The following is a 26,298-nucleotide window of genomic DNA, read 5'->3' as shown; positions in this document are numbered from 1 at the left end:
CTATTCCATAAGAGACCTCATTTTCTTTGTAAATCCAGCATCTGTCACAGCTAAAACCTTTCTTGATTTTCCAACTGCTATGCTTAATTCCAGTGTTGAAAACACGGTAATAACTTCTACTTGATAATAGTCACTTTTATCATGAATCTTCTTGGTTAGATTTGGGCTAGCATCATGAGCTAGAAATACCAATTTAACTTTCCGGTCTTGAATGGCTTTGACAACCATTTCTTCACCCGAGATGATTTTCCCCGCTCGCTGAGCCAATCCCAAGAGATTACTTATTTTTTGCTTATTCAAGTCCTAACTCTCTTCTTTTTACTTTGTGATCAACATAGGCGATCAACTCGTCATAAAAGCTTTCTTCAACTTCCATATTAAAGCTACGGTTAAAGACTTTTTTCTTTTTTGCCTCTAAGGCTTCTGCATTGTCTAGCTTGATATAAGCGCCACGACCATTAGCCTTGCCTGTCGGGTCGATAAAGACCTCTCCTTCTTTGTTCTTGACAATACGGAGTAAATCTCGCTTGTCAATCACTTCGTTGGAAACAACAGACTTGCGCAAAGGGATTTTTCTTGTTTTCATCTTTCCCTCCTCTTGCAGCTTTTATTCTTCAGTCAATTCGTCTGTATCAGCGAAATCAACTTGACCTGCTTCTTCCATAGCTTCAAATTCACTTGCAGATTTGATATCGATACGGTATCCAGTCAAGTGAGCTGCCAAGCGAACGTTTTGTCCACGACGACCGATAGCAAGAGAAAGCTTGTTATCTGGAACAACAACCAAGGCACGCTTGCTGTCGTTTTCATCAAAGATAACTTGGTCAACTTCGGCAGGAGCTATGGCATTGTAGATAAATTCAGCTGGATCTGCTACCCACTCGATAACGTCGATGTTTTCTTCTACAGGTACCATGCGGTCGCTCTTAGCATCGTAGCGAGCTGGGTGGAACTTGCTAGTGATTTTCTTGATGTTCGCTCCACCACGTCCAACGATTGTTCCGATAGCATCCACGTTAGGATTGTGGCTACGAACAGCAACTTTCGTACGGTCACCTGCTTCACGGGCTACGCTCATGATTTCAACAGTTCCATCATATACTTCTGGAATCTCTTGTTCCATCAAACGTTTGATCATCTCTGGGTGACTACGGCTAACAAAGACGTTAACTCCACGAGGATTGTCTTCGACTTTGTAAACATAGACTTCGATACGATCATGAGAAGCAAACACTTCTCCAGGAATTTGATCTTGTTTTGACAATTGGGCTTCAATGCTGCCAAGATTGACATAAATGAAGCGGTTATCAAAACGTTCAACTGTACCTGACATGATTTCTTGTTCATGCTCTTTGTAAGTATTATAGGTAATGGCACGTGTTTGCTTACGCATTTTTTCCATGATTGTTTGTTTAGCAGATTGGGCTGCTACACGACCAAACTCTCCTGGTGCTTCTTCAAATTTGATTTTGTCACCAAGCTCATAGGCTGAATTAATAGCAAGGGCATCTTTTAAACTGATTTCCAAACGGCTATCAAATACTTCATCAACAACTTCACGGACAGTATAGACAGTAAAGTCCCCTGTCTTTTCGTTAAAATCAATAGCTACACTATCAGATTGACCATAGCGTCTACGGTAAGCAGAACGAAGTGATTCTACTACTGCGTCGATGATATCTTCTTTCTTGATTCCCTTGTCTTCTTCCAAAATGCGGAAGGCCTCTAGCATTTCTTTACTCATGTTCTTTTTACTTTTGAATTCTCAAAAGCTATCCTTTCTTTCTATAATTTTACTGCTAAACGTGCTTTTGATACCAAGTTATATGGAATTTGGACTGTTTTCTTGCGAGTTTTATCCATATATTCCATAGTCAACTCATCCTCTTCAAAGGACAACAAGGTTCCTTCAAAAACCTTTTGCTTATCGATGGCTTGATAGAGCCCGACATGGATGTATTTCCCAACCGCTCCAGCGACTGCTTCCTTGGTTTTCAAAGGACGCTCCAATCCTGGACTTGTAATTTCTAGGAAATATTGTTCTGGGAAGGGATCCGGCTTGATAGTATCTAGGACCGGACTGATAATTTCAGTCAAGTCTGCCGTATCATTCAAGGTGATTCCTTCAGGCTTGTCTACAAAAATACTAAGAATCATGTCACTGCCAATCTTTCCGTACTCGATATCTACGAGTTCAAAAGGAGCTTCAATAACAGGTTCTACGACTTCTCTGACTAATTCAACGATAGTTGCGATTGCGTCCACCTCCTCATAAGCAAGAGGCGAAGATATCTCCCCGCCTCTCTTTCTTATATTCTTATTATTAAGTATAGCACTTTTTAGTAATAATGTAAAGCATAAGCACTCAAATAGCCTGACTTCAAGCTTTTTCTTAAAATTCTGCTTCAACTCGGTAGATGACTTGACCCTTGCTTGAGAACTTTTGCTCATACTCAGTCATGACATTTCCCTCAAAGCCACTGGCATGTAAATCTAACCAAACACCATTGAGTTTCATGCCATATTGTGAAAAGCTCACCAAGCTATATTCAAACAAGCCACGATTATCTGTCTTGAAATGAATTTCACCATGTTCAGGCAAGATTCGTTTGAAAGTATCCAAGAAACTCTTATAAGTCAAACGACGCTTCTCATGGCGTTTTTTAGGCCATGGATCCGAGAAATTCAAATACAAGCGGTCAATTTCACCATCTTCAAAATAATTGGTCAATTCTGAACCATCAACCCATAAAAGTTTGATATTGGGAACTCCAACTTCTAATACCTTATCCAAAGCATAACTTAATACAGATTTCTGAATATCAATCCCAATATAGTTGATGCCAGGGTTTTGTTTGGCCATTCCTGTTACGAAAGCACCTTTGCCGCTACCCACCTCTACATGGATTGGATTGTCATTGTCAAACAAATTTCGCCACTTACCTTTGGATTCTGCGGGATTTAAGACAACATACTGTGGATTAGCTTCTAGCAGTTCCGTTGCACCTTTACGATTTCTAACTCTCATTTTTTCTTTCCATACTTATCTCGGAAGCTACGTAAAGCATAAATCTCCCGATTTACGTTATCCAAATCTTGATTTTCATAATATTTGGTAATCAGGCTCAAAAACGACAGTTGAGCATACCAATACAACTTATTCAAAACCGTTTGATTGTACTTGTAACCATAATTAGTCAGCCATTCTTGCCATTGAAACTCTGGAATATAGTGGCAGAGCAGATAGGCCACATCGAACATACGATCAGTCAAGCGAACAGAATCCCAATCAACTAGATAAATCAAGCCACTATCCGTCTCAAACCAATTGCTATGACGAACATCCCCATGGACTATGGTCGCATAATCTTCCCTAAAACTAGGAAGGTTCTCACGCATATCACTCAAGACCATTCGTAGATACTGGTTGTTTTTTAAAGCATTAGGAGCCTTGTTTACCCAAGACTGAAGTAAATCCGAAGGTTTTTCCATCGCATATCCTAGGCGTGTCAACTGGGTCATTAAGGGACGTGAACAGTGTAAACGTGTCAAAATGTCGATAACTTGTTTACGATTCATGTCACTTGGCGTCAAGATTTTTCCTGTCAACCATTCCTGGGCGGACATATCACGGCCATCTGGTAATCGACGATTCCAAAGCAATTGTGGCGCAATTTGCTCTCTCGCTAAACCAGGTAGGATTGGAGAAGTATTCATTTTTATAAAAACACGTTTCCCATCAGGGTAACTTCCCATATAAGCTTTTCCGCTCTTTCCAGATATCGGGGTTAGCGTTAGCTCAATATCACCCAAGTCCATTTTTTTCCTCCGAATAAAGTTTCCTTATTATTCTACTAATTTTTATGCTATTCGTCAACCAATCTTCTCAGTTGATATGGTAAATAAAGATATTGCAATACAAGGCCTGCTCCCACAAGGACTAAGACAAGGATTTTGTCCCTGAACACAAGCAAGCCAACGAGGCTTTCCAAGATTAAGACAAAAATCCCAATCCCTCTCAAAATTTCTCTCAACCCTCTCTCTTTTTGTCCCTTTTCTACTGGAAATAGTTGCGTCAAATACTGATAGTCAAAAGCATGATAGAGAGCTAAGAGCTGGAATAACAAAAGATAATTGAATAAAATTACAATTGCTAGTGCAATCCAAGACTGCTCAACAAACATAAGAGTTGATAAGGATAGGATTACAAGGCGCAGACTAAGAGAGAATAAATCTCCATTTCTCAAATAAGAACGAAGATAGAGATTCTGCCAGATTTTACCTGGTGCTTTCTGAACTACTTTTAGGATAAAGTCTAAATAAGCTCGACGCTTAACACTGTTTGAAATTCCCTTGACCTGTGTAAAGAGGGCAAAGAATCGAAGCAAGAACTGCTTGCGTTTACTTTCTTGAGCAATGACATAATCCCAGTCAAGTCCATTTCCAAGGAAAAAGTTGCTAGACTTTTGGCGAAAAATCACGTATTTTATTATTCCTAAGATAAGTAGATAGACTCCAAAAATCGGCAAACCAAGCCCCATGGCTAAGAATAAAGGCGCAAACAGGAGCAAAAATACAGTTTGAACACTTATCCAAAAAATAAAAGATATAAGAGATTGCTTTTTGATATGCGCTTTTACTTTTTCTTCAGCTACCAAAAGAAAGAGTTTGTCAGGAGCTTCTAGATAAGTTGCAATACCACCCCACAACAAGAGCAAAACAGATACAATTCCAATTAAAAATAAAATTGGTAGATGATTTTCAGGGAAATGTTGGAGTAGCTGACTGTACTGATAAGCCAAAAATCCTAATAACACCAACAAAAACAAGACAAAATGGTCATTGAGCACATAGCGAAGATAGCCCAGACATTCCTTCCGAAATTCCTGTTTTCGTTTTAAAAACAAGCCTTTCATAGTTCCTCCTCTTTGGTCAGAGCCAAATAGATATCATTGAGACTTGCATATGGCATGGCAAAAGCTTCTCGGAGTTGTTCAAGGTTTCCTTTAGCTCTCACTTGACCTTTGTGGAGAATGACAAAAGAATCACACATCTTTTCAGCTGAATCAAGGACGTGGGTACTCATGAGGATAGACTTGCCTTTCCCTTTTTCCACTTCTAGTAGCTGAATCAAATCTGAAATTGCCAAAGGATCGAGACCAAGGAAGGGTTCGTCTACGATAAAGAGACTAGGATCCACGACAAAGGCACAGATAATCATAACCTTTTGTTTCATCCCTTTTGAAAAATGAACTGGAAACCAATCCAATTTTTGATCCAAACGAAACATTTTTAAAAGCGGTTCTACACGTTCAAAAGCAATAGTTTGTTCAATACCATAGGCCATAGCAACTGTCTCAATATGTTCTTTGAGAGTTAATTCTTCATACAAGCTAGGTGTTTCTGGGATATAGCCAATCTTCTTACGGTAGTTCGTAGCATTCTCTCGTAGAGTCAATCCATCAATACTTATCTCTCCACTGTAGGGAGTCAAAAGACCGATAATCTCATTGATAGTCGTTGATTTACCTGCACCATTCAAGCCAATCAAACCGACCAACTGTCCACTCTCAACTGTAAAAGATACATCTTTCAAGACAGGAACGTGAACATAGCCTCCTGTCAGGTTTTTAATTTCTAACATATTTTCTCCGAATCTGGTATAATGTAGCTATATTATATCAAAATTTAATACACTAGAGGTGGTTTTTATGTCAGATTGTATTTTTTGTAAGATTTTAGCAGGAGAAATTCCTGCATCTAAGGTTTATGAGGATGATCAAGCTCTGGCCTTCCTCGATATTTCTCAAGTAACTCCAGGTCATACCTTGGTCGTACCAAAAAAACACCATCGCAATCTTTTGGAGATGGATGCTACTAGCGCTAGTCAACTCTTCGCTAAGATTCCAGCCATTGCACAAAAAGTCATGAAGGCTACCAAAGCCGATGGAATGAATATCATCGCCAACTGCGAAGAAATCGCTGGACAAACCGTTTTTCACACCCATGTCCACCTCGTTCCTCGTTATGGCACAGACGATGACCTAAAAATTGACTTTGTTGCGCATGAACCTGACTTTGATAAACTTGCCCAAGTCGCTGAAACTATTAAAAACGCCTAAGGAGTCCCTATGAAACTATCAAATTTACTACTTTTTGCAGGCTCTGCTGTAGGTTCTTACTTTCTCGTTAAGAACCGTGAAGTTATCACTGAAGAAGTTCTAGAAACAACTGATCGGGTTGAAGCTATCAAAGATGATTTAGATGTCATTCAAAATAGCTTACAAATTATCAATCAACAAAAAGAGGTCATCAAGGAATACCAAGAAGACCTCACTTACAAATTTAAAGTCTTAGAAAAAGATCTTCAAGCAAGACTTGCTGTGATGAAAGAATTACAAGAAACTAAAGACCAATAAGGAAATGAAAATCTCCAACTTTCCTTATTTCCCCTTTAAATCCATTTTAGGCTAGTAGATTTTAAAAGACAAGAGAGGGCATAAAAATGAAACAGTTTTTTAAAGTCATCTTGATTATTTCTGGTTGCTTCTGTCTTCTTGCAGTCCTGGCATTTCTACTACTTATCAGTCTTTTCAAGGCATCGCCAAGTGACATCCGTAAAGGAAATGAAGACTTAAAACAAATTTTTATCTCCCTTGACATGCCGCCTAAGAAAGTGGAATCAAATGGAAGATATCAATTTGAGGGTGGAGGTTTAGATTTTTATGTGACCTTCTCAGATGAAGCCATCAATAGTCACCTTGTCCTAAAAGAAAGTCCTAACCTCACTAAAAACCGACTCAAAGTCTATGTCCTAAATACAGGCAATATTTCCTACCATGCAGTAGAAGACAACTTATTCAATCATGGTTTATACCAATTTTTAGAGAAGGAAAGCAGGAAGTATTTCGAAGAAAATGGAAAGAAATCAAATCCTTCTTACGTTATTCTCTCTTGGAAGGATCCAGAAAGCTTGAAAAAGGGAATCGCATTCTATGAAAAAGCTTTGAGCTTGGTAGATATTCAGGATAATTCGGAGATTAAGCACATTGATACTGTCACCGTGAAACCTGGTAAAGAAGCGGAAATCAAGCAACTCATCCAGGAGATGGATGCGGCTGGCTTGCTCACTCAAAGGCCCTAGTAACTGACCAGCTGGAGAGGATTTCCTCCATTGCTAATTACAAACAAAAAGAGCCTCATGGCTCTTTTTAGTTATTCACCCTCAAAGGCATCTTTTATATGGTCAAAGAATCCTTTTTTCTTTGGGTTGACTTTCAAATCACCTGCAGCTGCGAATTCTTTCAAAGCTGCTTTTTGTCGTTCGTTCAAGCCTGTTGGCGTTACAACATTGACTGTTACAAACTGATCACCAACAGCACCTCCACGAAGGCTCGGTGCTCCCTTGCCACGCAAACGGAATCGCTTACCTGTTTGAGTACCTTCTGGAATCACTAATTCTACATCTCCATGAACCGTCGGGATATCAACTGTATCTCCAAGAGCTGCTTGGACAAAGTTTAGATTTAAGGTGTAGAAAATCGTAGTTCCTTCACGTTCAAATTTATCGCTTGCTTCTACTGAAACCACTACATACAAGTCTCCATAAGGACCACCATTAAATCCTGCTTCACCTTGACCAGCTAAACGAATTTGTTGACCAGTTTCCACACCAGCTGGGATTTTCACGTGTACGCTATGGGCTTGTTTTTCATGACCAGTTCCATGACAAGTTGCACAAGGATCCTTGATTTCTTGACCACGACCATGACAGACATCACAGGTTACTTGACGGCGCATCATACCAAGCGGTGTTTGGGTATCCACATTGATAACACCAGAACCATGACATCGTCCACAAGTAACAGGACTTGTCCCCGGCTTAGCACCTGATCCATTACATGTACGACAGCTTGCCTCACGATTGTATTTGACTTCTTTTTCAGTACCAAAGATAGCTTCTTCAAAAGTCAGATTAACACGGTACTGGAGATCATCACCTTGACGTGGAGCGTTTGGATTGCGAGAAGAACCGCCTCCGCCGAAAAAACTTGAGAAGATATCTTCAAAACCGCCAAAACCAGCTGCTCCGCCACCAAAGCCACCAAAACCGCCAGCTCCACCACCGAAGCCACCATTGGCCCCCGCAGCACCATATTGGTCATAAGCAGCTCGTTTTTGTTCATCACTCAAAGTCTCATAAGCTTCTTGAACTTCCTTGTACTTTTCCTCAGCACCAGGTTCCTTGTTGATATCTGGGTGATATTTTTTAGATAATTTCCGATAGGCCTTCTTGATTTCATCTTGAGATGCATTCTTTGAAACGCCCAAACGGTCATAAAATTCAGTATTGTTCATTTAAGATACCAAGACCGTAAAATTCGACCGAAAAATAGGAAATCTGACTCCGGAGCGATGCTCCTAGACAGATTTATCTTTTTTCCGAGAATTTAGGTCGGGTTCAGTTCCTTTCTTTTATATCGAATTAGAAACTTTGGAACCCGTGTTCAGTTGCGAACACTCTTTGTTCCTTTCTTTTATATTGTGAATCAAACCCAATATATATAAGGGTTAGGCTCTATTTTACCGAAAAACAGAGGCTGGGTTGCAACCTCTGGATTTCTGTTTATCATTTAGTTGTTAAGCTGAATTGAGCACGCCCTAACCTCTTGGTGAAAAAGATAAATCTTTCTAGAAACTAAAGTTTCTGCGTCAGATTTCCTATTTTCACTGTGAGGTTTTAACGGGCTTTGCATCTTACTTTTCCGTAAACTCTCCGTCTACGACGTCATCGCCGCCTGCGTTACCTGTTGTTTGTGCGCCTTCAGCTCCTGCTTGAGCTTGTTGCGCTGCTGCAGCTTGTTCGTAGAGTTTAACGGCAAGAGCTTGAGCTTTTTCGTTAAGAGCTTCAAGTTTTGCTTTCATTTCTTCAAGGTTACCTGATTCTTGAGCTTTCTTAAGATCATCCAATCCTGCTTGAGCAGCATCACGTTCAGTATCGAAGCCTTTACCTTCAGTTTCCTTGATTGTCTTTTCAGTCGCAAAGATAGCTTGATCGACTTCATTACGAAGGTCAACTTCTTCTTTACGTTTCTTATCTGCTTCAGCGTTTGCTTCGGCATCTTTCATCATTTTTTCAATTTCTTCATCTGTCAAACCTGAGTTTGATTGGATAACGATTGTTTGTTCTTTTTGAGTCCCAAGGTCTTTGGCCTTAACAGATACGATACCGTTCTTGTCGATGTCAAATGTTACTTCGATTTGTGGGATACCACGAGGTGCAGCTGGGATATCAGTCAATTGGAAGCGTCCAAGAGTCTTGTTATCTGCTGCCATTGGGCGTTCACCTTGAAGAACATGGATATCAACGGCTGGTTGGTTATCTGCTGCAGTTGAGAAGACTTGTGATTTAGATGTTGGAATAGTAGTGTTACGAGCGATGAGTTTTGTAAATACTCCACCCATTGTTTCAATACCAAGTGACAATGGTGTTACGTCAAGAAGGACAACGTCTTTGACATCACCAGTGATGACACCACCTTGGATGGCAGCACCCATAGCAACCACTTCATCAGGGTTCACTGATTTGTTTGGTTCTTTACCAGTTTCAGCCTTAACAGCTTCTACAACAGCTGGGATACGAGTTGAACCACCAACAAGGATAACTTCATCGATTTCTGACAAGCTCAAACCTGCATCTGAAAGAGCTTGACGAACTGGAGTTTTTGTACGATCTACAAGTTCACGAGTTAAATCGTCGAATTTAGCACGAGTCAAGGTCATTTCCAAGTGAAGAGGTCCAGCAGCACCAGCGGTGATGAATGGCAAGCTGATTTGAGTTGAAGTGACACCAGAAAGGTCTTTCTTAGCTTTTTCAGCTGCATCTTTCAAACGTTGAAGAGCCATCTTGTCTGTTGACAAGTCGATACCATTTTCTTTCTTAAATTCTTCAACCATGTAATCAATAATTTTTTGGTCAAAGTTATCACCACCGAGTTTGTTATCCCCTGCAGTTGCCAATACATCGAAGACACCGTCACCAAGTTCAAGGATAGACACGTCAAATGTACCACCACCTAGGTCAAATACCAAGATTTTTTCTTCTTTATCTGTCTTATCCAAACCGTAAGCAAGAGCTGCTGCAGTTGGTTCGTTAACGATACGTTCTACTTCAAGACCAGCGATTTTACCAGCGTCTTTAGTTGCTTGACGTTGAGCATCGTTGAAGTAAGCAGGAACTGTGATAACAGCTTTGGTTACTTTTTCACCAAGGTAATCTTCAGCGTAACCCTTCAAGTATTGAAGAATCATAGCTGAGATTTCTTGTGGTGTGTATTCTTTACCGTTAGCAGAAACTTTTTCAGAAGTACCCATCTTAGATTTGATAGAGATGACTGTATCTGGATTTGTGACTGCTTGACGTTTTGCAGCGTCACCAACGATGATTTCACCGTTTTTGAATGAAACAACTGAAGGTGTTGTACGGTTACCTTCTGGGTTTGCGATAATTTTTGATTCAGTTCCTTCAAGAACTGCAACTGCTGAGTTTGTTGTACCTAAGTCAATACCAATAATTTTGCTCATTATTTTTTCCTCTTTTTATTTTTATTTTCTTTTTGATACTTCCCTTAAGTGGTGGGGACGTGAGCAACTCCCTTCGGGATTTCATCACTAATTTTTGAGCCTATTGTCTCAAAAATCCCCCTGTTTCAGTAGCTTCTGCTACTGAAACTTTCACCACGGCGGGAAATATCTTCCTTGCAAGCCTCCGGCTTGCTTCTTATCTTTCTTTCATAGTTTAGTGTCGTTTCGGACAAGGTAGCCTAGTTATATACTACCACCATAGCTGGGCGCAGAATGCGGTCATGGAGTTTGTAGCCTTTTTGGAAGACTTGTGCAATGGTGTCTGCTGGATGTTCGTCATCAGCTGGAACCGTTTGGATGGCCATATGGTAATTATGGTCAAATTCTCCGTCAGCTGCGATCTCCTCGATCCCTTCTTCTTTCAAGGCATGTACCAAACTCTCTTGGACCATTTCTAAGCCCTTCTTCACATCATCTGTCAATCCTTCAACGGCAAGAGCACGTTCAAGGTTATCCAGTGACGGCAAGATTGCTTTTGCCAAATCCTGGCTACGATATTTTTGTAATTGTTGACGTTCTTCATTGGCACGGCGCTGAATGTTTTGCATTTCTGCGTGAGCACGAAGATATTTGTTTTCAAATTCCTCAGCTCGTTCATTCGCCAAGTCCAATTCAGACTTCTCAGGAGTTGTTTCTTCAGCTGTTTCCACAACTTCCTCGTCTTTTACTTCTTCATTTTTTTGATCTTCAGCCATTTTCGCCTCCTTTAATAATTTCAATCTTAATTCACTTCATAATGATTACTGCTGAGATAGCGGTAAAAATCCGTTAACTTCATGGTCAAGACGCGATTTACTACATTTAACTGATTTATCAATTGCTGATAATCTAAATTGACCGGTCCAATAATAGCTAGGATTCCAAAACCACGATAGGGAATTAAAAACTTGCTACTAATCACTGCTAGATTTGCTAGGCAAGATTCCTGACTATCAGCAACTCGGACATTTTGCATCTGATCATCTAACAGATTCTCTCGAATTTCTAGCGCCACCTTCTGAGGTTGATCAAAGAACTGATAGGCCGCTAAATTCGCAAAGTTTAAAAGTTTGACCTTGCCAGCTACTACAACATCTTCTTTAAACATTTCCTTAAAGATATGTTCAAAAAGATCCATGACATTGTCTGTTGTTGTAAAATACCGCTGGATAATCTGTGGAATCTCAGTTCGAATCTTGTAGTGAATATCGAGAACCGTTTGCCCTATAAAACGTTCTTGAATAATAGACTTAAACCTCGTCAAATCCTCTTGCAAGAAATTTCTTGGAATCGAAAACTGACTGGTTACCGTTCTGGACTCATCTAACGTTAAAACAGCAAGTGCATTGTGTTGTCCTAAAACAACAATATCAAAAGCTGTCAAGCGTTGCTTTCTTGGCTCTACGTCAAGTGCTATCACCGTGCAACCACTTAAGTTTGATAAAACATCCGTCGCACGCTGGAGAACATCCTCCAACTTGAAAAACTCTTGGTCGAATGCTTTCACCACTTCATAGACTTCGTTTTCAGCCAATCGGTCAAAAGCAAGCGAATGTTTGACAAAATACTGAAATCCTGCCACGCTAGGCTTGCGTCCGCTGGAAGTATGAGCTTTTTCAAGTAAACCTTGCTTTTCCAGAGCTGCCATATCGTTACGAATTGTCGCACTACTAGTATTGACAGACTCCTGTAAAGCTTTCGATCCGACCGGTTCATGCGTTTTGGTAAAGATGTCAATAATCAGATTCAAAATATCCTGCTGACGTTCTGTAACCATTTCGCTACTCCTCTCTGTCAGATCTTTTTAGCACTCTATACACCTAAGTGCTAACCTATGATTCTATTATACACCCTTAGAAGATAAAGTCAAGACAAAAACTCAAAAAATTAGCACTCTTTTATCAAGAGTGCTAAAAATCGGTCTGAGGACCTAGAAGATCATCTTACATTCTCAAGATATTTCTTTTTAAGTCTATAAAAACTATAGATTAGGTAAGAAATCATGAGGGCATAAAGGGCAAAAATAAGGAAGAAAGATTGAGAGAGACTTTCGCGAAACAGACTCATACAAACAACTAGACCGCCAGTAATAGAAACTGTAGATGTACGAAGTCCAGATTTCACCCCATCCCATCTAAGACGATTGTTCATGAAAGATTGATCATTTAAATCTACATCACAAGTTGCTTTTCGAAAAACAGTATAAGAACATTTTTCCACAAATTCCCATCCTCTATCCTTAATACTTTGTAACTCCACCTCATTTTTTCTAAGGTACCTAGTATCCCATACACAGTAAGTCACATCATCAGGTTGGCATTGTTCAAAATAGAAAAAGCCAAAACGATTTGCTTTATATTTCCAACCTTTCAAATGCATCTCATGCAAATAATCTTCAACCTTATCCAAATCAAAAATGCTAAACATTCGAAATTGTACTTTGCTATTCATTGTCTAACCTCCAAATTAGAAAACATGCATGGCTTTATTTATCAGATAATTCTTTCCACTTTTGAAACAATCTCCAAAAAATATAAGAAATCTGAATCGCAAAAACTATCAATAATGTAAAGTCTATGCTAACAATCAAAAACATTCCCCAACTGAAATAACCTCTTCCATTGAGTAACTTTGAGAAAACCGGTAGTAGAGCTAAAAAGAGAAGAAAAATAGGAAGCATCCGCATTGTTAAAATCTTCTTGACCATTGCTAACTTCCCTGCTACGTCATTATATATTTCAAACTCGGCATCCGCCTCAATTCCAGAATGAAGTTTTCTAAAGTAGGAAAACCCATTAAAGTCTGTAATATGCTCCCAACCACAGTCTTTAAATAATTGTAAATAGGAGGCTCTCTCCGATTTTTTCATAGGATAAAAGTCCAACTGATAAACCACCTGCTCCGGTTGGCACTTTTCAAAAGTATACTTAACCGCAACTACTAAGTTAGAATAACTTACTTCCTTAAGTTTCCAGCCCTGAGCATGCATTTCTCTAAAGTATAGAGCCTCCCTCTCATAATCCGCAATTGTAAAGATTCGGTAAACAATTTTATTTTCCATCATCCTTCCTCCCGACTGTTTCTGTAGAGCCGTTCAATACGTTTCAATTCAATCTCCAAAACCTCTCGTCCCAAATCTGTTGTCTGATAAATTTTCCGTTTTTCCTCTTCTCGGACAAAGGAGATCAAACCGTCTTTTTCCATCTTTGACAGTGTTCCATACATGGTTCCAGGACTAATCAAAACCTGTGAATCTGTCATTTCCTTGACCTTTTGCGTGATACCATAGCCATGGTTCTGCTTTTGCAGGCAGAACAAGATATAAAAACCTGTTTCCGTCATCGGAAGATAAACTCGACGAACCTTATCCGTTAATTCCATTTTTATCACCTTCTATTCAGTTCGATATATCGCACTTCGTTATATATAATATATCACACCTCGATATAACATGCAAGAAAAAAAGACTGCCATCTGGCAATCTTTCTTCTCTATTAGTTAATTAGTAAAGATCTAGATAGTTATCAACTTCCCATTGTGAAACGAAGGTTGCATAGCTTGCCCACTCGATGCGTTTAGCTTCAATGAAGCTCGTATAAATATGATTTCCTAGGGCCGCTTTTACAACTTCGTCTTCTGTCAATGCTTTCAAAGCATTGTGAAGTGTAGAAGGGAGATCAGTGATTCCTGCAGCTCTGCGTTCTTCTGGTGTCATCACATAGATGTTTTCTTCAATTGGAGCTGGTGCTTCAATTTTATTTTCAACACCATGGAGTCCGACTTCAAGAAGGACAGCCAAAGCGATATAAGGATTAGCCATTGGGTCTACTGAGCGCAACTCAAGGCGAGTACCCATACCACGTGAAGCTGGCACGCGAACAAGTGGTGAACGGTTACGTCCTGCCCAAGCGATATAAACCGGTGCTTCATAACCAGGAACCAAACGCTTGTAGGAGTTAACTGTTGGGTTCGTAATAGCTGTAAAATTGTAAGCGTGCTTGATCAAACCTCCAAGGAAATGATAAGCTGTTTCTGACAGTTGCATGCCTTTTGGATCATTTGGATCAAAGAAGGCATTATTTCCTTCTGCATCAAACAAGGACATATTACAGTGCATACCTGATCCAGCAATACCAAATTTTGGTTTTGCCATAAAGGTTGCATAAAGTCCATGTTTACGAGCAATTGTTTTCACAACCAACTTAAAGATTTGGATTTTATCACAAGCACGAAGAACTTCATCGTACTTAAAGTCAATCTCATGTTGTCCAACCGCAACCTCATGGTGACTTGCTTCTACTTCAAATCCCATTTTGGTCAAGACATTCACAATCTCACGACGGGTATTGTCCGCAAGGTCAGTAGGCGCCAAGTCAAAGTAACCACCCTTGTCATTCACTTCGAGAGTTGGATCTCCATTTTCATCTAACTTGAATAGGAAGAATTCTGGCTCAGGACCCAAGTTAAATGATTTGAAACCAAGTTCTTCCATGTGGCGAAGTGCTCGTTTCAAATTGCCACGAGGGTCCCCTGCAAATGGTTCTCCTTCTGTTGTATAGACATCACAAATCAATCCTGCAACACTACCGTTCTCATCTCCCCAAGGGAAGACAGTCCATGTATCCAAATCTGGGTACAAATACATATCAGATTCGTTGATACGAACAAAACCTTCAATAGAAGATCCATCAAACATAGCCTTGTTTGACAAGACTTTATCAAGTTGTTCATCTGTAGCAGGAATTTCGACGTTTTTCATGGTTCCTAGAATATCTGAAAACATGAGACGGATAAATGTTACATTTTTTTCCTTAACTTCACGACGAATATCTGCAGCTGTGATTGGCATGGTTTTTCTCCTTATATTTGACGACTAGCGGTTGCCTAACCGCGACCAAAAGGTGATGATTGTTGAGAAGCGAAGCGACTTTGTTGGAGAACCTCATTACGAAGGGCCCGACGCACTTCAGTTTGACTGACTGGTTTTTTAGATTTCGCTTCACGTTCAGCATATTTTTTCTTGATGGCAGCAATGTTAAGACCTTCAGAGATATAATCTTTAATCTCCAATAAGCGATCCATGTCATTCAAAGAATACATACGACGATTACCTTCGTTACGATCAGGCTTTATCAATTCCTGGTCCTCATAATAACGAATCTGGCGCGCCGAAAGGTCGGTCAGCTTCATAACACTACCAATCGGAAAAACTGCCAAATTACGGCGAAATTCTTTTTCCCTCATGTACACTTCCTTCTTTCTGTCTATTATAGTCCAAAAAAATTCAATCGTCAATTGTTTATGTCACATCTTATGACATAATTTTATTTTTTTAACAAAATACTACGTAAACGATCAATGTCGTAATTTACAAGGATTGCTACAAACACTCCGATAAAGGTTTCAGAAATACGGGCAAACACATATAAAACAGTTTCACCATTTGGAATTGATAGGGTAATAATCAGCATGGCTGCAACTCCTCCGATAACCCCCGACTTATTGTTCATAGCGACATTTGTCATGATGGTCAACATAGTACAAATTGGAACAACAACGAGAGTTACCCAAAAGGCACCGTGAAAAAAATTATTTAATAGGAAAAAAATCAGAGCATAAAGACCACCGATGCTATTTCCTAAAATACGTGACGTCCCAAAGTGAATACTCTTATCAAAGTCTTCTCTCAAACTAAAAACAGCTGTTAGTGATCCAATTTGTAGCCCCTTCCACCCAAAAAAACCAAAAATCATAAGAACTAAAAAAACAGCAATTCCTGTTTTGAAGGTTCGCATACCTAATTTAAACTGTGATTTGTCAAATTTATATTTTTTTAAATAACTCATAATCTCATCTTTCTACTTCCATTTTACCATAAATTTACCTATTTTTGAGATGGGGATGCAATAAGCTGCTACAAATAGAAAAAGAGAAGGGCATAAATCCTTCTCTCTTATAATCAATATTCTATTTTTAGAATAAATACATGAAAGCCAAAGTCAAGAGACTTGCAAGTAAGCCCACTCCCCAGAAGAAGAAATCAACCTTCCACTCACTCCAGGCTTGACCTTTCCCAGAAAAACCACCCAACTCAAAATGGTGATGAACTGGTGTCATACGGAAGATACGTTTTCCTCCAGTCAACTTAAAGTAGGTGACTTGCATCATAACAGATGTTGTTTCAAAAACATACACTAGACCAATCAAAAGCAGCGTCCATTCTTGGTGCAGCGCCATGGAAATAGCCGCCAACATCCCTCCAAGGGCTAGGCTACCTACATCTCCCATAAAAACTTTAGCAGGCTTGTGGTTAAAGACAAAGAAGCCAAGAAGACCACCAACCATAGCTACAATCACTAGTAAGATATCGAGCTGATTTTGCACATAGGCAATCACTCCATAAGCAGATAGACTAATCACCACTGATATGCTTGCCAAACCATCAATCCCATCAGTCAAGTTAACAGCATTTGAAAAACCGACTAACCAGAAAAGAGCAAAGAGAATATAAAGCACACCCAAATGCAAAGGATAGCCAAATACATTTAAGATATCTCCCCCTCTTTCATAAAAGAAATAGAAGATAACTCCTCCTACTAATTGAAGCAAGAGCTTATGTTTAGGATTGAGCCCTTCATTGATTTTACGAAAAACCTTGAGGAAATCATCTAAGAAGCCAACCAAACCATACAAAACGAGAATAAAGAGGATCATTCCGACATTGTTGGTTAGTTGATTAGTCAAAAGTGCAAGAACTAAACTAACTAAAACACTTGTTACGAGGAAGACTATTCCTCCCATTGTTGGCGTCCCAGCTTTTGCTTGGTGCTGTTTAACATCCTCATGCATCTGTTGGCCTGTAATTTGCGCCTTTCTATAAAATTGGATAAAGGCCGGAATTCCTACTAAAGTTAGTAAAAATGTCACAATTCCAGCACTAATAGAAATAAACATATTAGTCTCCTAAAGTTAATTTAATTTTTTTAATGTTTTTGATAGCTGTATTAGTCCGAACATCTTGCTTCTGAACAACGGAACCTGAACCTTCAAATTCCAGTTCAATATCCAACCATTTAGCAAAGGTCTCGGCAGTCTCTTTTTTCCAGCCATACATGTCTGGAATTTCTTCTACCTTATCCGATAAAAGGAGAACTTGTTGGTTTGGTGCAAGATTGGTCCCTTCTTCTACAGAAGTCTCTTTAATCTTTGTTCCAGTACCTACAACGATTGGTTGCACAATATTTCGGCGTAAGGCTTCCGCCAACTCACCAGGTGAAATATCCTTGATGCTAGGCATTGCATAAGAAGATTCTGTCGTAACTTTATCTAAATTTTTGGCTGGAGATTGAAGATTGAGAGATTCTTTCATAGCTGAAGCCCGCTCCAAGATTGGGGTGGCAAATTCTCCCAACTGGATACCTGAATAATGCTCAGGCTGTTGAACCGTTACATACAAGATAAAATCAGGATTTTCAGCAGGATTCATAGTCACAACTGAGAAAATATAATTGGTAGAACCAACCAAGTATCCTCCATTTTTCTCATCAGCGATTTGAGCCGTACCGGATTTAACTGCTACATTTTGTCCAGGAACTGTTATAATTGGCTTTCCTGTGTAGTGATTATACATAGTTCCATATAGAGGGTCCGTCCCAACTAAGATCATGTGATTTCGAGTTGTGCTTGCTGCCTCTTTGGAAACAGGATTTCCTACTATTTCTTTTTGTGACTTACGTACAGACTGATTGTTAGTATCATAAATAGCACTTATAAATTTTGGCTCCAGCATAACTCCATCATTAGCAATAGCTGTAAAGGCACGAAGCATTTGTGTTTGTGTCACTGAAATTCCTTGCCCAAATGAGCTTTGAGCAATACTAACAATATTATCAGCTGGAAGTTGACCAGCGTATTCATCTGTCAAGCCAAAGCGAGTTGGAACCCCAAATTTAAAGCGTTTTAGATAATCCAACCAAGTAGCATCTCCCATTTTTTGTTCAAGTAGACTCATTCCAACATTACTGGAGTGAGCGAAACCTTGTAAGAAAGTCATCATCCCACCAGTAGTCAAACCTTCATTAACATCCCAATCTCGAGTCGTCGCATCCGCTATTTTGAATTCACTGCTATTGAAGTATTCTCCACTTGGGAAGGTATTATTATCAATAGAAGAAGCTAACGTCATAACCTTCATGCCTGATCCTGGTTCATAGTTACTTTGATAAAGAATATCACGCCAAACAAAGTCCTCAGTGATTCCTTCTTTAGTATCTGCATTAAAGGTAGGTCGTTGGGTGGTAGCGAGGATTTCACCGGTCTTTGCACTGACCAAGGTCGCGGTCATATACTTACCTTTTAGTTTTTCTTGGAAGGCATCCATTTGACTTTCCATAAAGGACTGCAAAGGACTAGATAGGGTCGTATAGACGTCTTTCCCGTTTACGGTCTGTTGGGTGACTTGTTCTGTACCAGGAACAATATTACCTAGACGGTCTTTTTCATAAGTAATAATACCATCTGTCCCTGCCAATAAACTATTTAAGGAACTCTCGATACCCGATGTCCCAATTAGACTTTTCGTGCCATCTTCATTTTCATGTAACTGTGCTAAACCAATAAAGGATGAGGCAAATTTTCCATTTGGATAACTTCGATTTGGACTAGTCGTAAAATTAATACCCTCAACCTTAGCAGATTCTAAGTCCTGTTTAATGGACATCATATTAGCATAGGTAATCCCATTTCCTTTAGCACCAAAAGAAACCTGTTTGAGATTCGGTTGAGAGAGTTGATCTTTGACATAGGTCTCCTCCATATCCAAGTACTTATGGAAAATTTCGGCTACCTTATTGTACTGAGATTCCTCAACATATAGAATATCTCCATTCGCAGACTTATAATCCTTATCAATGACCGCATAAACATTGTAGGAGGTTGCATCTTCTGCAATCGGAGTTCCATTACGATCATAAATGGTTCCCCTCTTAGCAGGGACTGTTCGAGTTGTTTGATGAACCTTATAAGCTTCTTTGACCAGGTCAACACCAAACTTCTTTCCCATACCAATAATCACCGCAAAGTTAACCAAAAAAACAGCAAAGAGAATGACAGCCAAGAGACTAAGGCTTTTTCCAACTCGTCTGCGGTTTTCTAGAGGAGTTCTGCGATTCTTAATGGCAAAGTGTATTATTCTTTCTTTCCAGGTTTTCATATACTACTCCGCCGATCGGATATTTTCATTATTTAACTGCAACTCTTGCGAGTCTGCAATTCCTGTCAAGCGTTCTGATCGGATCAATTCATTAACTTCTTGCTTGGCATCATCTAGTTCGGTCTTCTTTTCTTCGATTTGATTATTAACTGTTGTTAACTCACTCTGAACTTGCAGGAGTTTTGTTTGCATATAGACAACACTTACTGCTAAGATCAGGGCTGTGATAGCAATTGAAAGGTAAAAGGCCTTTTCAACACGCGAAAATTTTTTTATACGAGCTTGTAGCAATTGGCTCGTTGTTCCTCTGTTTTCTGCCATTATTTCCTCTTACTTGTGAATTTTTCTTGCCACTCGAAGCTTGGCTGAGTGGGAACGATTATTGGCTTCCAATTCTTCCTTGCTTGGTAAAATCGGTTTACGAGATACTAATCCCATCTTTGGCTTGAGATCGTCTGGAATAAAAGGCAAACCTTTAGGAACTTCAACTGTAGAAGCTTCCTTAAATAACTGCTTAGTCAAGCGATCTTCCAGCGAATGAAATGTGATGACTGAAATTCTTCCATCAAGAGCTAGAAGTTCAATCGCCTGCTGGATTGATTCATCCGCAGCCCCCAGTTCATCATTGACCTCTATACGGATAGCTTGGAAAATTTGTTTGGCTGGGTGACCTTTTTTCTTGAGCTCCTTAGCCGGTTTGGCAGATTTGATAATCTCTGCCAACTCGGTCGTTGTCTCGATTGGTTTAAGCTCACGCGCCTGTTCAATTTTTCGAGCAATCTGTTTGGAAAACTTGTCCTCTCCATATTTGAAAAAGATTCTTACCAAATCATGGTAGTCGTAGTGATTAACGACTTCATAAGCGGTCAAACTAGCTTCTTGATTCATTCGCATATCCAGTGGTGCATCCTTCTTATAGGAAAAACCACGTTCACGCTGATCTAACTGCGGGCTTGACACACCTAAATCATAACAAATTCCATCAATTTCAGTCACACCTAAGTCATGTAAGCGGTCCTTCAAATGACGGAAATTATCCTTGATGAAGGTGACCATGCCCTTTTCAATGTAAGGCGCCAAACGTTTTTGTGCATTATCAATAGCGTTTTGGTCCTGGTCAAAGGCATATAAATGCCCCTTCTCACTTAACTTACTTAATAAATACTCGCTGTGTCCTGCTCCTCCCAAGGTCGCATCAACGTAAATACCATCAGGTTTTACATCTAGCATATCAATGGTCTCATGGAGCATGACCGTTACATGATGAAATTCTTTTGTCATATCTTATCTATTTTACCACAAATCCGACTAGCTTGCACTCACTAAAGCTAAAACATTCCACTGTTGCTTTATTCCTTATACTCGACAGGCTTCTCAGCTACTTGAGCTAGCCCTGAGTCTACTTCTGGATTCAGGTGATGATGAACTGCCTCTGCCACTGCTCTTGGTATACCAACAGCGACAATCTCATCCACACTGGCTTCCTTGATTTTTGTCAGAGATTTGAAATATTTCATCAAATTCTGCTTGCGTTTTGGACCCAAGCCTTCAATTCCATCCAATTGAGAGGAGAAGGAATTTTTAGAACGTAGTTGTCGGTGGAAGGTAATGGCAAAGCGGTGGACTTCATCCTGAATGCGTTGCAGGAGGAAAAATTCTTGAGAATTGCGAGACAACTCTACCACCTCAAGTGGGTCTCCAAAGAGCAATTCATGGGTTTGGTGCTTGTCATTCTTTTGCAGGCCTGCGATCGGAATATCTAACCCCAACTCTTCTTGAATGACCTGTTTAGCGATATTGACCTGACCCTGACCACCATCGATGACGATTAAATCTGGTGGTGTCAAACCGTCACGCTGGACTCGTCCATAACGTCTACGAATAACCTCTCGCATACTTGCATAGTCATCTGGTCCGACCACAGTCTTGATTTTATACTTACGGTAATCCTTCTTGCTCGGTTTTCCGTTAACAAAAACAACCATGGCAGAGACTGGACTAGTCCCCATAATATTAGAGTTATCAAAAGACTCGATACGGACTGGGGTTGGAATCTTAAGCAGACGTCCTAAATTTTCAATGGCCCCTTGAGTCTTTTCAACTGATTTCTCTAATAGATTAAACTTCTGCTCCAGACTGACACGAGCATTTTTTATGGCGAGATTGACCAGTTGCTTCTTCTCACCACGTTGGGGCTTGAGAATTTTGGTATCCACCAAAGCCTTAACAGCTTCTTCATCAATATCCTGAGGAATCAAGATTTCATTAGGTACCAAGTGAGATTTTTCTTGATAAAACTGCCCAACATAGGTCAGGAAATCTTCATCCGGATCATTGTAGTAGGGGAAAAGATTGACATCACGTTCAATCAATTTTCCCTGACGGACAAAGAAAACCTGAACACACATCCAACCCTTATCCACGTAGTAACCAAATACATCACGGTTTTGGAGGTCTTTAGCCATGACTCGTTGCTTAGTCCGAAGGGTGCCAATGGCCTGAATCAAATCACGGTATTCCGCTGCACGTTCAAACTCCATACTTTGGGCTGCCACTGCCATCTTCTCCTTGAGATCATCGATGATTTTGTCATCCTGTCCTTTTAGGAAGTCAGAAACCTCCTGAGCCATATACTTGAAATAGGTCTCATCTTTCTGACAGATGGTATGAGCCATACACTGGCCGATATGGTAATAAAAACAAACCTTGGAAGGAGGATTGGTACACTTGCGAAAAGGAAAAATCCGATCCAATAGCCGTTTGATTTCATTGGCTGCCCCCACATCCGGATAGGGACCAAAATAGAGACCTCCGTCTTTTTTGACCTGACGGGTGATAATCAAGCGAGGGTAGCGCTCATTGGTGATTTTGATGAAAGGATAGGACTTGTCGTCCTTGAGCATAATATTGTACTTAGGCTTGTTTTCCTTGATGAGGTTGATTTCAAGAAGCAAGGCTTCAATATTAGACTCCGTAACAATAAACTCAAAATCTACAATCTCAGATACCAGAGCTTCTGTCTTGGTATCATGGCTCCCACGGAAGTAGGAGCGCACCCGATTGCGCAGATTTTTAGCCTTCCCCACATAGATGATAGTACCGTTCTTGTCTTTGTGAATGTAACAACCAGGGCTAGTCGGCAAGAGCTCCAGTTTTGATTTAATCAAGTTATTCATAATTCCATTATAGCAAAAACTCCTTACCATTGCTGACATCAAGAAGTCCTATTTGAGCTTAAAAACACTTATTCTCCAGAGCCGTAAAGTTTCTGAACTGCTTGAACATCTTGAGCCTGAATACCATAGTATGACCCCGCTGGCTGCATGACCGAAACTTCATTGGTATGTTCCAAACCAATGGCATGCCCTAGCTCATGCTCTGCTGTATGCAAGATGCGGTCGTAGGTATAGCCATAGTTTTGATTAGATAAATAATAATGATTCAGGCGAACGGTCACTGAAGTGAATTGTTTGGTTAGGAGATTTGTCTGACTCTCCGCCTCACCAGCAACGGCTGTCGAACCATCATTCATTTCAGTCGCAAAAATATTGGCCTGATCCGGTTCGGTTACAATTTCAAAATGAAATACTCCAGTCTGATTCCAGTTAGCAATAGCTTCAAGATAGGCCCTTTGGAAAGTCGCATCCATTTGAGGATCGATATAGATAGTCGCTTGCGCCTTTGGCCATTTTGCCCCTGAACCTTGATGATTATCGGTCTGAGACAGACCTTGTAATTTACCAGTTTCTTGCCATTGTTGCCAACCTGCTTGGCCGACTTGAACTACTTTGCTAACTTGATTTAAAGTAGCAGGTAAATCACCTGTCACATACCAGAGAATCCCAAAAGTGATGAGAATTAAGAGGATAAGTGTCCATACAAGGCGCCAAAAAATGCGCAAAATCCCTAATAAAAATCGACATAACACACGAATAATCCAGCCCATAATTGCCCACCTTTCTAAAAAAATAAGAACCCATCTTTTAGTCCTGGTTTCCCATTCTAAAGATAGATTCCTTATTTTACTTGAGTAAGCTGAAAGAAAACTAAAACCACTTTGTTCACTTATCTTCCGATTGTTTTTTTCAAAAATTATAAACACTTAAACTTGATTGGATTTGGATAATATCGGAAAGTTCCTGCCTTTCTCACAATATAACCATTAAAGTTCTGCTTAAATCGTAATACGCCATCACTTCCATCAAAAATCCCTTGAATAACCAGAAAGTTGTATTTGCCAATTTTTCTTTCCAGAGCCTGCTTCATTGCATGATATTGAAGCAAAAACGGAGCAGAAAACTTCTGATACTCTGTAAATGAGCCTCCAAACAAATATGCTACTTCCGTATTTGTGTAAATGATTAAAGCACAAGCTAAAGCAATGTTGTCAGATTCACTATCCAAGTTCCTCAAAAGATCTTTTTTCTTTTGTAAAACTTGATATTGCTGTTTAAATTGCTTTGACCTTTCATCAAGACCAGCCTGCTTCACATCGAGAGCTTCGATTGATTTTTTAGGATTCACTTCAGCAATTAGAAAAGCCGCCTTGTCCTCAAAAGCATCATACAATTTACAGTAATAATCTAAATTCTTATCCTTAAACCCTTGTATTTTTCCTGTTTCTTCAATAATTTGTTTGAATTTCGAAATTTCATTTCGTTCTATATTTCTTACAATCAGATTAAAATCATATGCTGATTGAATATTTCGAATACTGTTTTTATTAAAGGATTTCAGCAAAGATTTCTCATCGTAACCCTCCAAATCTTTGATAAAATGCCAAAAAATTTCGCCATTAGGATAACCGGTTGGCAAACCATCAAATTGGTAGCCTAAATTACACAAATCTTGGATAATACTTTTTTCTTCTTCATCTATTGGCTCCCCATCACTGTCAAAAGCTTGACAGGTCTCATAGGGCTTTACAAGCAACTCTAATACACCATTTTGCTTGGCATATTCTTTTAACTCCGCATAAAAAACTGGAAGGGCATCTTGTTGGGTATAAAACGGCCCCGAATTGAGCTCCATATGCAGACCACCTAGCATAGGCAAGCTATAAACCAGAGCTGCAACTTGAATTTCTCCTTCTTGTTTTAAAGCAAGATAAACAATTTGAGCTCCTCTTTTTTCTATCAAATCACCCATCTGGACAGATTGCATAAAGGAACGAGAAGAAACCTGATTAGAAGTAAGTACGAAACTCTTCTTTCGTGAGTGTAATTAGTGCCATATACTTACTTTCTATGTTTTTTTCTTAATGTTTTACGGAAATCAAGAGCAAGTCTTAACAGAGGATAGAGAGGATGAGTGGGCATTGTAAATTCACCCAAGTATTCTTCAATCGTTGGATTAAAATTAGCTTTAAAACGATAGAGTCCACCATCTAAAGCATTCTCGACGCCTCCTAAATTTTGCCATAAAATGCCACGTTCAAAGGAATATCGAGCTGTCTCATACCAAGTCAAAATAGGAGCTTTATAACGTCTAAAATCTTCATTCATTCCTGCGTATAGATTGACAGAAGTTTGTCCGAATTCTAAAGTCAAGGTAGCCGCCAAGGGAACTCTTGATTGACCTGCATCCATATATTCCTGCAAGAAAGTCAATTCCTCTAACAAACGTTCTTTTTCCTTCTTCTGCGCTTCTACTTTTGAAGTGCGAGTTGACTCAGTAAAGGTCTCTTCCAAGGTTCTGTTTTTCGCCAACTGTTCTTCTAATTCTTGCGAACGTTTAGAGACATCCAAGGTTGCCAAGGTGATGTAGGCCTTGTCCTTAAAATTATCTAACAACTTTTTATAATAGGCTTCATTCCTCAAATGAATCTCTTTTCGCTTCTCGGTTTTTTTCATCAAAAAGGAAAAAGGCGCTAATAATTCAGTTCCACCAAATTGGATCTCTACTCCCTTATTTTGCGCTGTTCGAATAGCCTGTTTTGTTGACTTAGAAAGTTTATCTTCTTCAAAATTTTCCTTGTATATTTTCGCCTGAATACGAGGTTGAATAGTGTCTCCCATTTCCTCCGTTTTTCCTGACCACCTTACTCCCATTTGTTGCAAACTATCAATAATAGCCAAATTTTCAGGATATTCTGTCTTTTCCTGATTGATTAAACTTTGAGATAGGCAAATACTTGGGTCAAAAGTCACAAAAACCGCTCTCTTACTGCGAGCATAAGACTTAATAGACTGCAGGACAAACTTTAAAAGTTCTGTATCCCTATAATCCAATATGGGACCTCTTGGAATATAAAACATTTTATACCCCAAAGGCAGAGACTTAATGAGAATACTAGCCACAGCCAGTAATGTTTTCCCTTCATAAACACCAAGTCTCTCATGATTCCAATCAGATTTCACTTTTTCCCAAGCACTACTTTGTAATATATTGACCAACTCATGTTGTTCGATAAATCGATCATGCTCTAACGAAGAAATACCAATTTGATAACGATACATATCTCA

The 26,298-nt window shown here is 39.6% G+C and carries 28 protein-coding genes and 1 pseudogene; 3 read left to right on the top strand and 26 right to left on the bottom strand.

Features of this window, described 5'->3' with window-relative positions; genetic code table 11:
- The 8 genes from HMPREF9180_RS03195 to HMPREF9180_RS03165 form a co-directional block, all read right to left on the bottom strand.
- A complete protein-coding gene (locus HMPREF9180_RS03195; RefSeq protein ID WP_006144966.1) occupies positions 1 to 300 on the bottom strand; it encodes a YlxQ-related RNA-binding protein in 300 nt (99 codons plus the stop codon).
- Complete coding sequence (gene rnpM, locus HMPREF9180_RS03190) at positions 293 to 586, bottom strand: RNase P modulator RnpM (RefSeq protein ID WP_006144965.1); 294 nt, start codon at positions 584 to 586, stop codon at positions 293 to 295. The genes HMPREF9180_RS03195 and rnpM overlap by 8 nt, the downstream gene beginning before the upstream one ends.
- Before the next feature lie 21 nt (positions 587 to 607).
- Positions 608 to 1,744, bottom strand: coding sequence for a transcription termination factor NusA (gene nusA, locus HMPREF9180_RS03185; protein WP_006144963.1), 1,137 nt, complete (start codon positions 1,742 to 1,744; stop codon positions 608 to 610).
- A gap of 41 nt (positions 1,745 to 1,785) precedes the next feature.
- On the bottom strand, positions 1,786 to 2,265 hold the full coding sequence (gene rimP, locus HMPREF9180_RS0101680; RefSeq protein ID WP_004251813.1) for a ribosome maturation factor RimP: 480 nt from the start codon (positions 2,263 to 2,265) through the stop codon (positions 1,786 to 1,788).
- A 127-nt stretch (positions 2,266 to 2,392) separates the two neighbouring features.
- Positions 2,393 to 3,028, bottom strand: coding sequence for a tRNA (guanosine(46)-N7)-methyltransferase TrmB (gene trmB, locus HMPREF9180_RS03180; RefSeq protein WP_006144960.1), 636 nt, complete (start codon positions 3,026 to 3,028; stop codon positions 2,393 to 2,395).
- On the bottom strand, positions 3,025 to 3,819 hold the full coding sequence (gene ccrZ / locus HMPREF9180_RS03175; RefSeq protein WP_006144959.1) for a cell cycle regulator CcrZ: 795 nt from the start codon (positions 3,817 to 3,819) through the stop codon (positions 3,025 to 3,027). The genes trmB and ccrZ overlap by 4 nt, the downstream gene beginning before the upstream one ends.
- 47 nt (positions 3,820 to 3,866) lie before the next feature.
- A complete protein-coding gene (locus HMPREF9180_RS03170) occupies positions 3,867 to 4,916 on the bottom strand; it encodes an ABC transporter permease (RefSeq protein ID WP_006144957.1) in 1,050 nt (349 codons plus the stop codon).
- Positions 4,913 to 5,644, bottom strand: a complete 732-nt coding sequence (locus HMPREF9180_RS03165; protein ID WP_006144956.1) for an ABC transporter ATP-binding protein — start codon at positions 5,642 to 5,644, stop codon at positions 4,913 to 4,915. Before HMPREF9180_RS03165 ends, HMPREF9180_RS03170 begins: the two co-directional genes overlap by 4 nt.
- A 67-nt stretch (positions 5,645 to 5,711) precedes the next feature.
- On the opposite strand from HMPREF9180_RS03165, the gene HMPREF9180_RS03160 reads away from it, so the two are divergent.
- From HMPREF9180_RS03160 to HMPREF9180_RS03150, 3 genes are all read left to right on the top strand, one after another.
- The gene (locus tag HMPREF9180_RS03160; protein WP_006144955.1) at positions 5,712 to 6,122 is read left to right on the top strand and encodes an HIT family protein; all 411 of its coding nucleotides are present in this window, start codon (positions 5,712 to 5,714) and stop codon (positions 6,120 to 6,122) included.
- A 9-nt stretch (positions 6,123 to 6,131) separates the two neighbouring features.
- Positions 6,132 to 6,419, top strand: a complete 288-nt coding sequence (locus HMPREF9180_RS03155) for a hypothetical protein (protein WP_006144954.1) — start codon at positions 6,132 to 6,134, stop codon at positions 6,417 to 6,419.
- A gap of 86 nt (positions 6,420 to 6,505) precedes the next feature.
- Complete coding sequence (locus HMPREF9180_RS03150; protein WP_006144953.1) at positions 6,506 to 7,144, top strand: hypothetical protein; 639 nt, start codon at positions 6,506 to 6,508, stop codon at positions 7,142 to 7,144.
- A gap of 71 nt (positions 7,145 to 7,215) precedes the next feature.
- On the opposite strand, the gene dnaJ is transcribed toward HMPREF9180_RS03150, so the two are convergent.
- The 18 genes and pseudogenes from dnaJ to murM form a co-directional block, all read right to left on the bottom strand.
- Complete coding sequence (gene dnaJ, locus HMPREF9180_RS03145) at positions 7,216 to 8,358, bottom strand: molecular chaperone DnaJ (RefSeq protein WP_006144952.1); 1,143 nt, start codon at positions 8,356 to 8,358, stop codon at positions 7,216 to 7,218.
- 399 nt (positions 8,359 to 8,757) lie between these two features.
- On the bottom strand, positions 8,758 to 10,584 hold the full coding sequence (gene dnaK, locus HMPREF9180_RS03140; RefSeq protein ID WP_006144950.1) for a molecular chaperone DnaK: 1,827 nt from the start codon (positions 10,582 to 10,584) through the stop codon (positions 8,758 to 8,760).
- A 239-nt stretch (positions 10,585 to 10,823) separates the two neighbouring features.
- The gene (gene grpE / locus HMPREF9180_RS03135; RefSeq protein ID WP_025168602.1) at positions 10,824 to 11,339 is read right to left on the bottom strand and encodes a nucleotide exchange factor GrpE; all 516 of its coding nucleotides are present in this window, start codon (positions 11,337 to 11,339) and stop codon (positions 10,824 to 10,826) included.
- A 26-nt stretch (positions 11,340 to 11,365) separates the two neighbouring features.
- Positions 11,366 to 12,400, bottom strand: coding sequence for a heat-inducible transcriptional repressor HrcA (hrcA, locus tag HMPREF9180_RS03130; protein WP_006144948.1), 1,035 nt, complete (start codon positions 12,398 to 12,400; stop codon positions 11,366 to 11,368).
- 161 nt (positions 12,401 to 12,561) lie between these two features.
- A complete protein-coding gene (locus HMPREF9180_RS03125; RefSeq protein WP_006144947.1) occupies positions 12,562 to 13,074 on the bottom strand; it encodes a DUF2812 domain-containing protein in 513 nt (170 codons plus the stop codon).
- A gap of 34 nt (positions 13,075 to 13,108) precedes the next feature.
- Positions 13,109 to 13,684 carry a DUF2812 domain-containing protein gene (locus HMPREF9180_RS03120; RefSeq protein ID WP_025168601.1) on the bottom strand — a complete coding sequence of 192 codons (576 nt, stop codon included), beginning with the start codon at positions 13,682 to 13,684 and terminating at the stop codon, positions 13,109 to 13,111.
- On the bottom strand, positions 13,684 to 14,004 hold the full coding sequence (locus HMPREF9180_RS03115) for a PadR family transcriptional regulator (protein ID WP_006144945.1): 321 nt from the start codon (positions 14,002 to 14,004) through the stop codon (positions 13,684 to 13,686). Before HMPREF9180_RS03115 ends, HMPREF9180_RS03120 begins: the two co-directional genes overlap by 1 nt.
- 121 nt (positions 14,005 to 14,125) lie before the next feature.
- A complete protein-coding gene (glnA, locus tag HMPREF9180_RS03110; RefSeq protein WP_006144944.1) occupies positions 14,126 to 15,472 on the bottom strand; it encodes a type I glutamate--ammonia ligase in 1,347 nt (448 codons plus the stop codon).
- 35 nt (positions 15,473 to 15,507) lie between these two features.
- The gene (locus HMPREF9180_RS03105) at positions 15,508 to 15,867 is read right to left on the bottom strand and encodes a MerR family transcriptional regulator (RefSeq protein ID WP_025168600.1); all 360 of its coding nucleotides are present in this window, start codon (positions 15,865 to 15,867) and stop codon (positions 15,508 to 15,510) included.
- 80 nt (positions 15,868 to 15,947) lie between these two features.
- Positions 15,948 to 16,469, bottom strand: coding sequence for an FUSC family protein (locus HMPREF9180_RS03100; protein WP_006144942.1), 522 nt, complete (start codon positions 16,467 to 16,469; stop codon positions 15,948 to 15,950).
- 127 nt (positions 16,470 to 16,596) lie between these two features.
- Complete coding sequence (gene mraY, locus HMPREF9180_RS03095; protein WP_006144941.1) at positions 16,597 to 17,577, bottom strand: phospho-N-acetylmuramoyl-pentapeptide-transferase; 981 nt, start codon at positions 17,575 to 17,577, stop codon at positions 16,597 to 16,599.
- Position 17,578: 1 nt separating this feature from the next.
- Entirely contained in the window at positions 17,579 to 19,834 is a 2,256-nt protein-coding gene (gene pbp2x / locus HMPREF9180_RS03090; RefSeq protein ID WP_006144940.1) for a penicillin-binding protein PBP2X, read from the bottom strand.
- Between the two features lie 3 nt (positions 19,835 to 19,837).
- Positions 19,838 to 20,155: a cell division protein FtsL gene (gene ftsL / locus HMPREF9180_RS03085; RefSeq protein ID WP_006144939.1), complete on the bottom strand. Its 318-nt coding sequence runs from the start codon at positions 20,153 to 20,155 to the stop codon at positions 19,838 to 19,840.
- A 9-nt stretch (positions 20,156 to 20,164) separates the two neighbouring features.
- The gene (gene rsmH / locus HMPREF9180_RS03080) at positions 20,165 to 21,115 is read right to left on the bottom strand and encodes a 16S rRNA (cytosine(1402)-N(4))-methyltransferase RsmH (protein ID WP_006144938.1); all 951 of its coding nucleotides are present in this window, start codon (positions 21,113 to 21,115) and stop codon (positions 20,165 to 20,167) included.
- 68 nt (positions 21,116 to 21,183) lie between these two features.
- Positions 21,184 to 23,010 (bottom strand): excinuclease ABC subunit UvrC, encoded by a 1,827-nt coding sequence (uvrC, locus tag HMPREF9180_RS03075; RefSeq protein WP_025168599.1) that lies wholly within the window; start codon positions 23,008 to 23,010, stop codon positions 21,184 to 21,186.
- 68 nt (positions 23,011 to 23,078) lie between these two features.
- Positions 23,079 to 23,780: a M57 family metalloprotease gene (locus HMPREF9180_RS03070; protein WP_025168598.1), complete on the bottom strand. Its 702-nt coding sequence runs from the start codon at positions 23,778 to 23,780 to the stop codon at positions 23,079 to 23,081.
- 146 nt (positions 23,781 to 23,926) lie between these two features.
- Positions 23,927 to 25,067 (bottom strand): annotated as a pseudogene (locus tag HMPREF9180_RS03065) (peptidoglycan bridge formation glycyltransferase FemA/FemB family protein).
- Positions 25,068 to 25,071: 4 nt separating this feature from the next.
- Positions 25,072 to 26,292, bottom strand: a complete 1,221-nt coding sequence (gene murM, locus HMPREF9180_RS03060; protein WP_006144934.1) for a peptidoglycan bridge formation alanyltransferase MurM — start codon at positions 26,290 to 26,292, stop codon at positions 25,072 to 25,074.
- Positions 26,293 to 26,298 lie beyond the last annotated feature (6 nt).

It is taken from the genome of Streptococcus peroris ATCC 700780, assembly GCF_000187585.1.
Taxonomy (GTDB): Bacteria; Bacillota; Bacilli; order Lactobacillales; family Streptococcaceae; genus Streptococcus; species Streptococcus peroris.
This window is presented reverse-complemented; position numbering and strand designations above follow the sequence as displayed.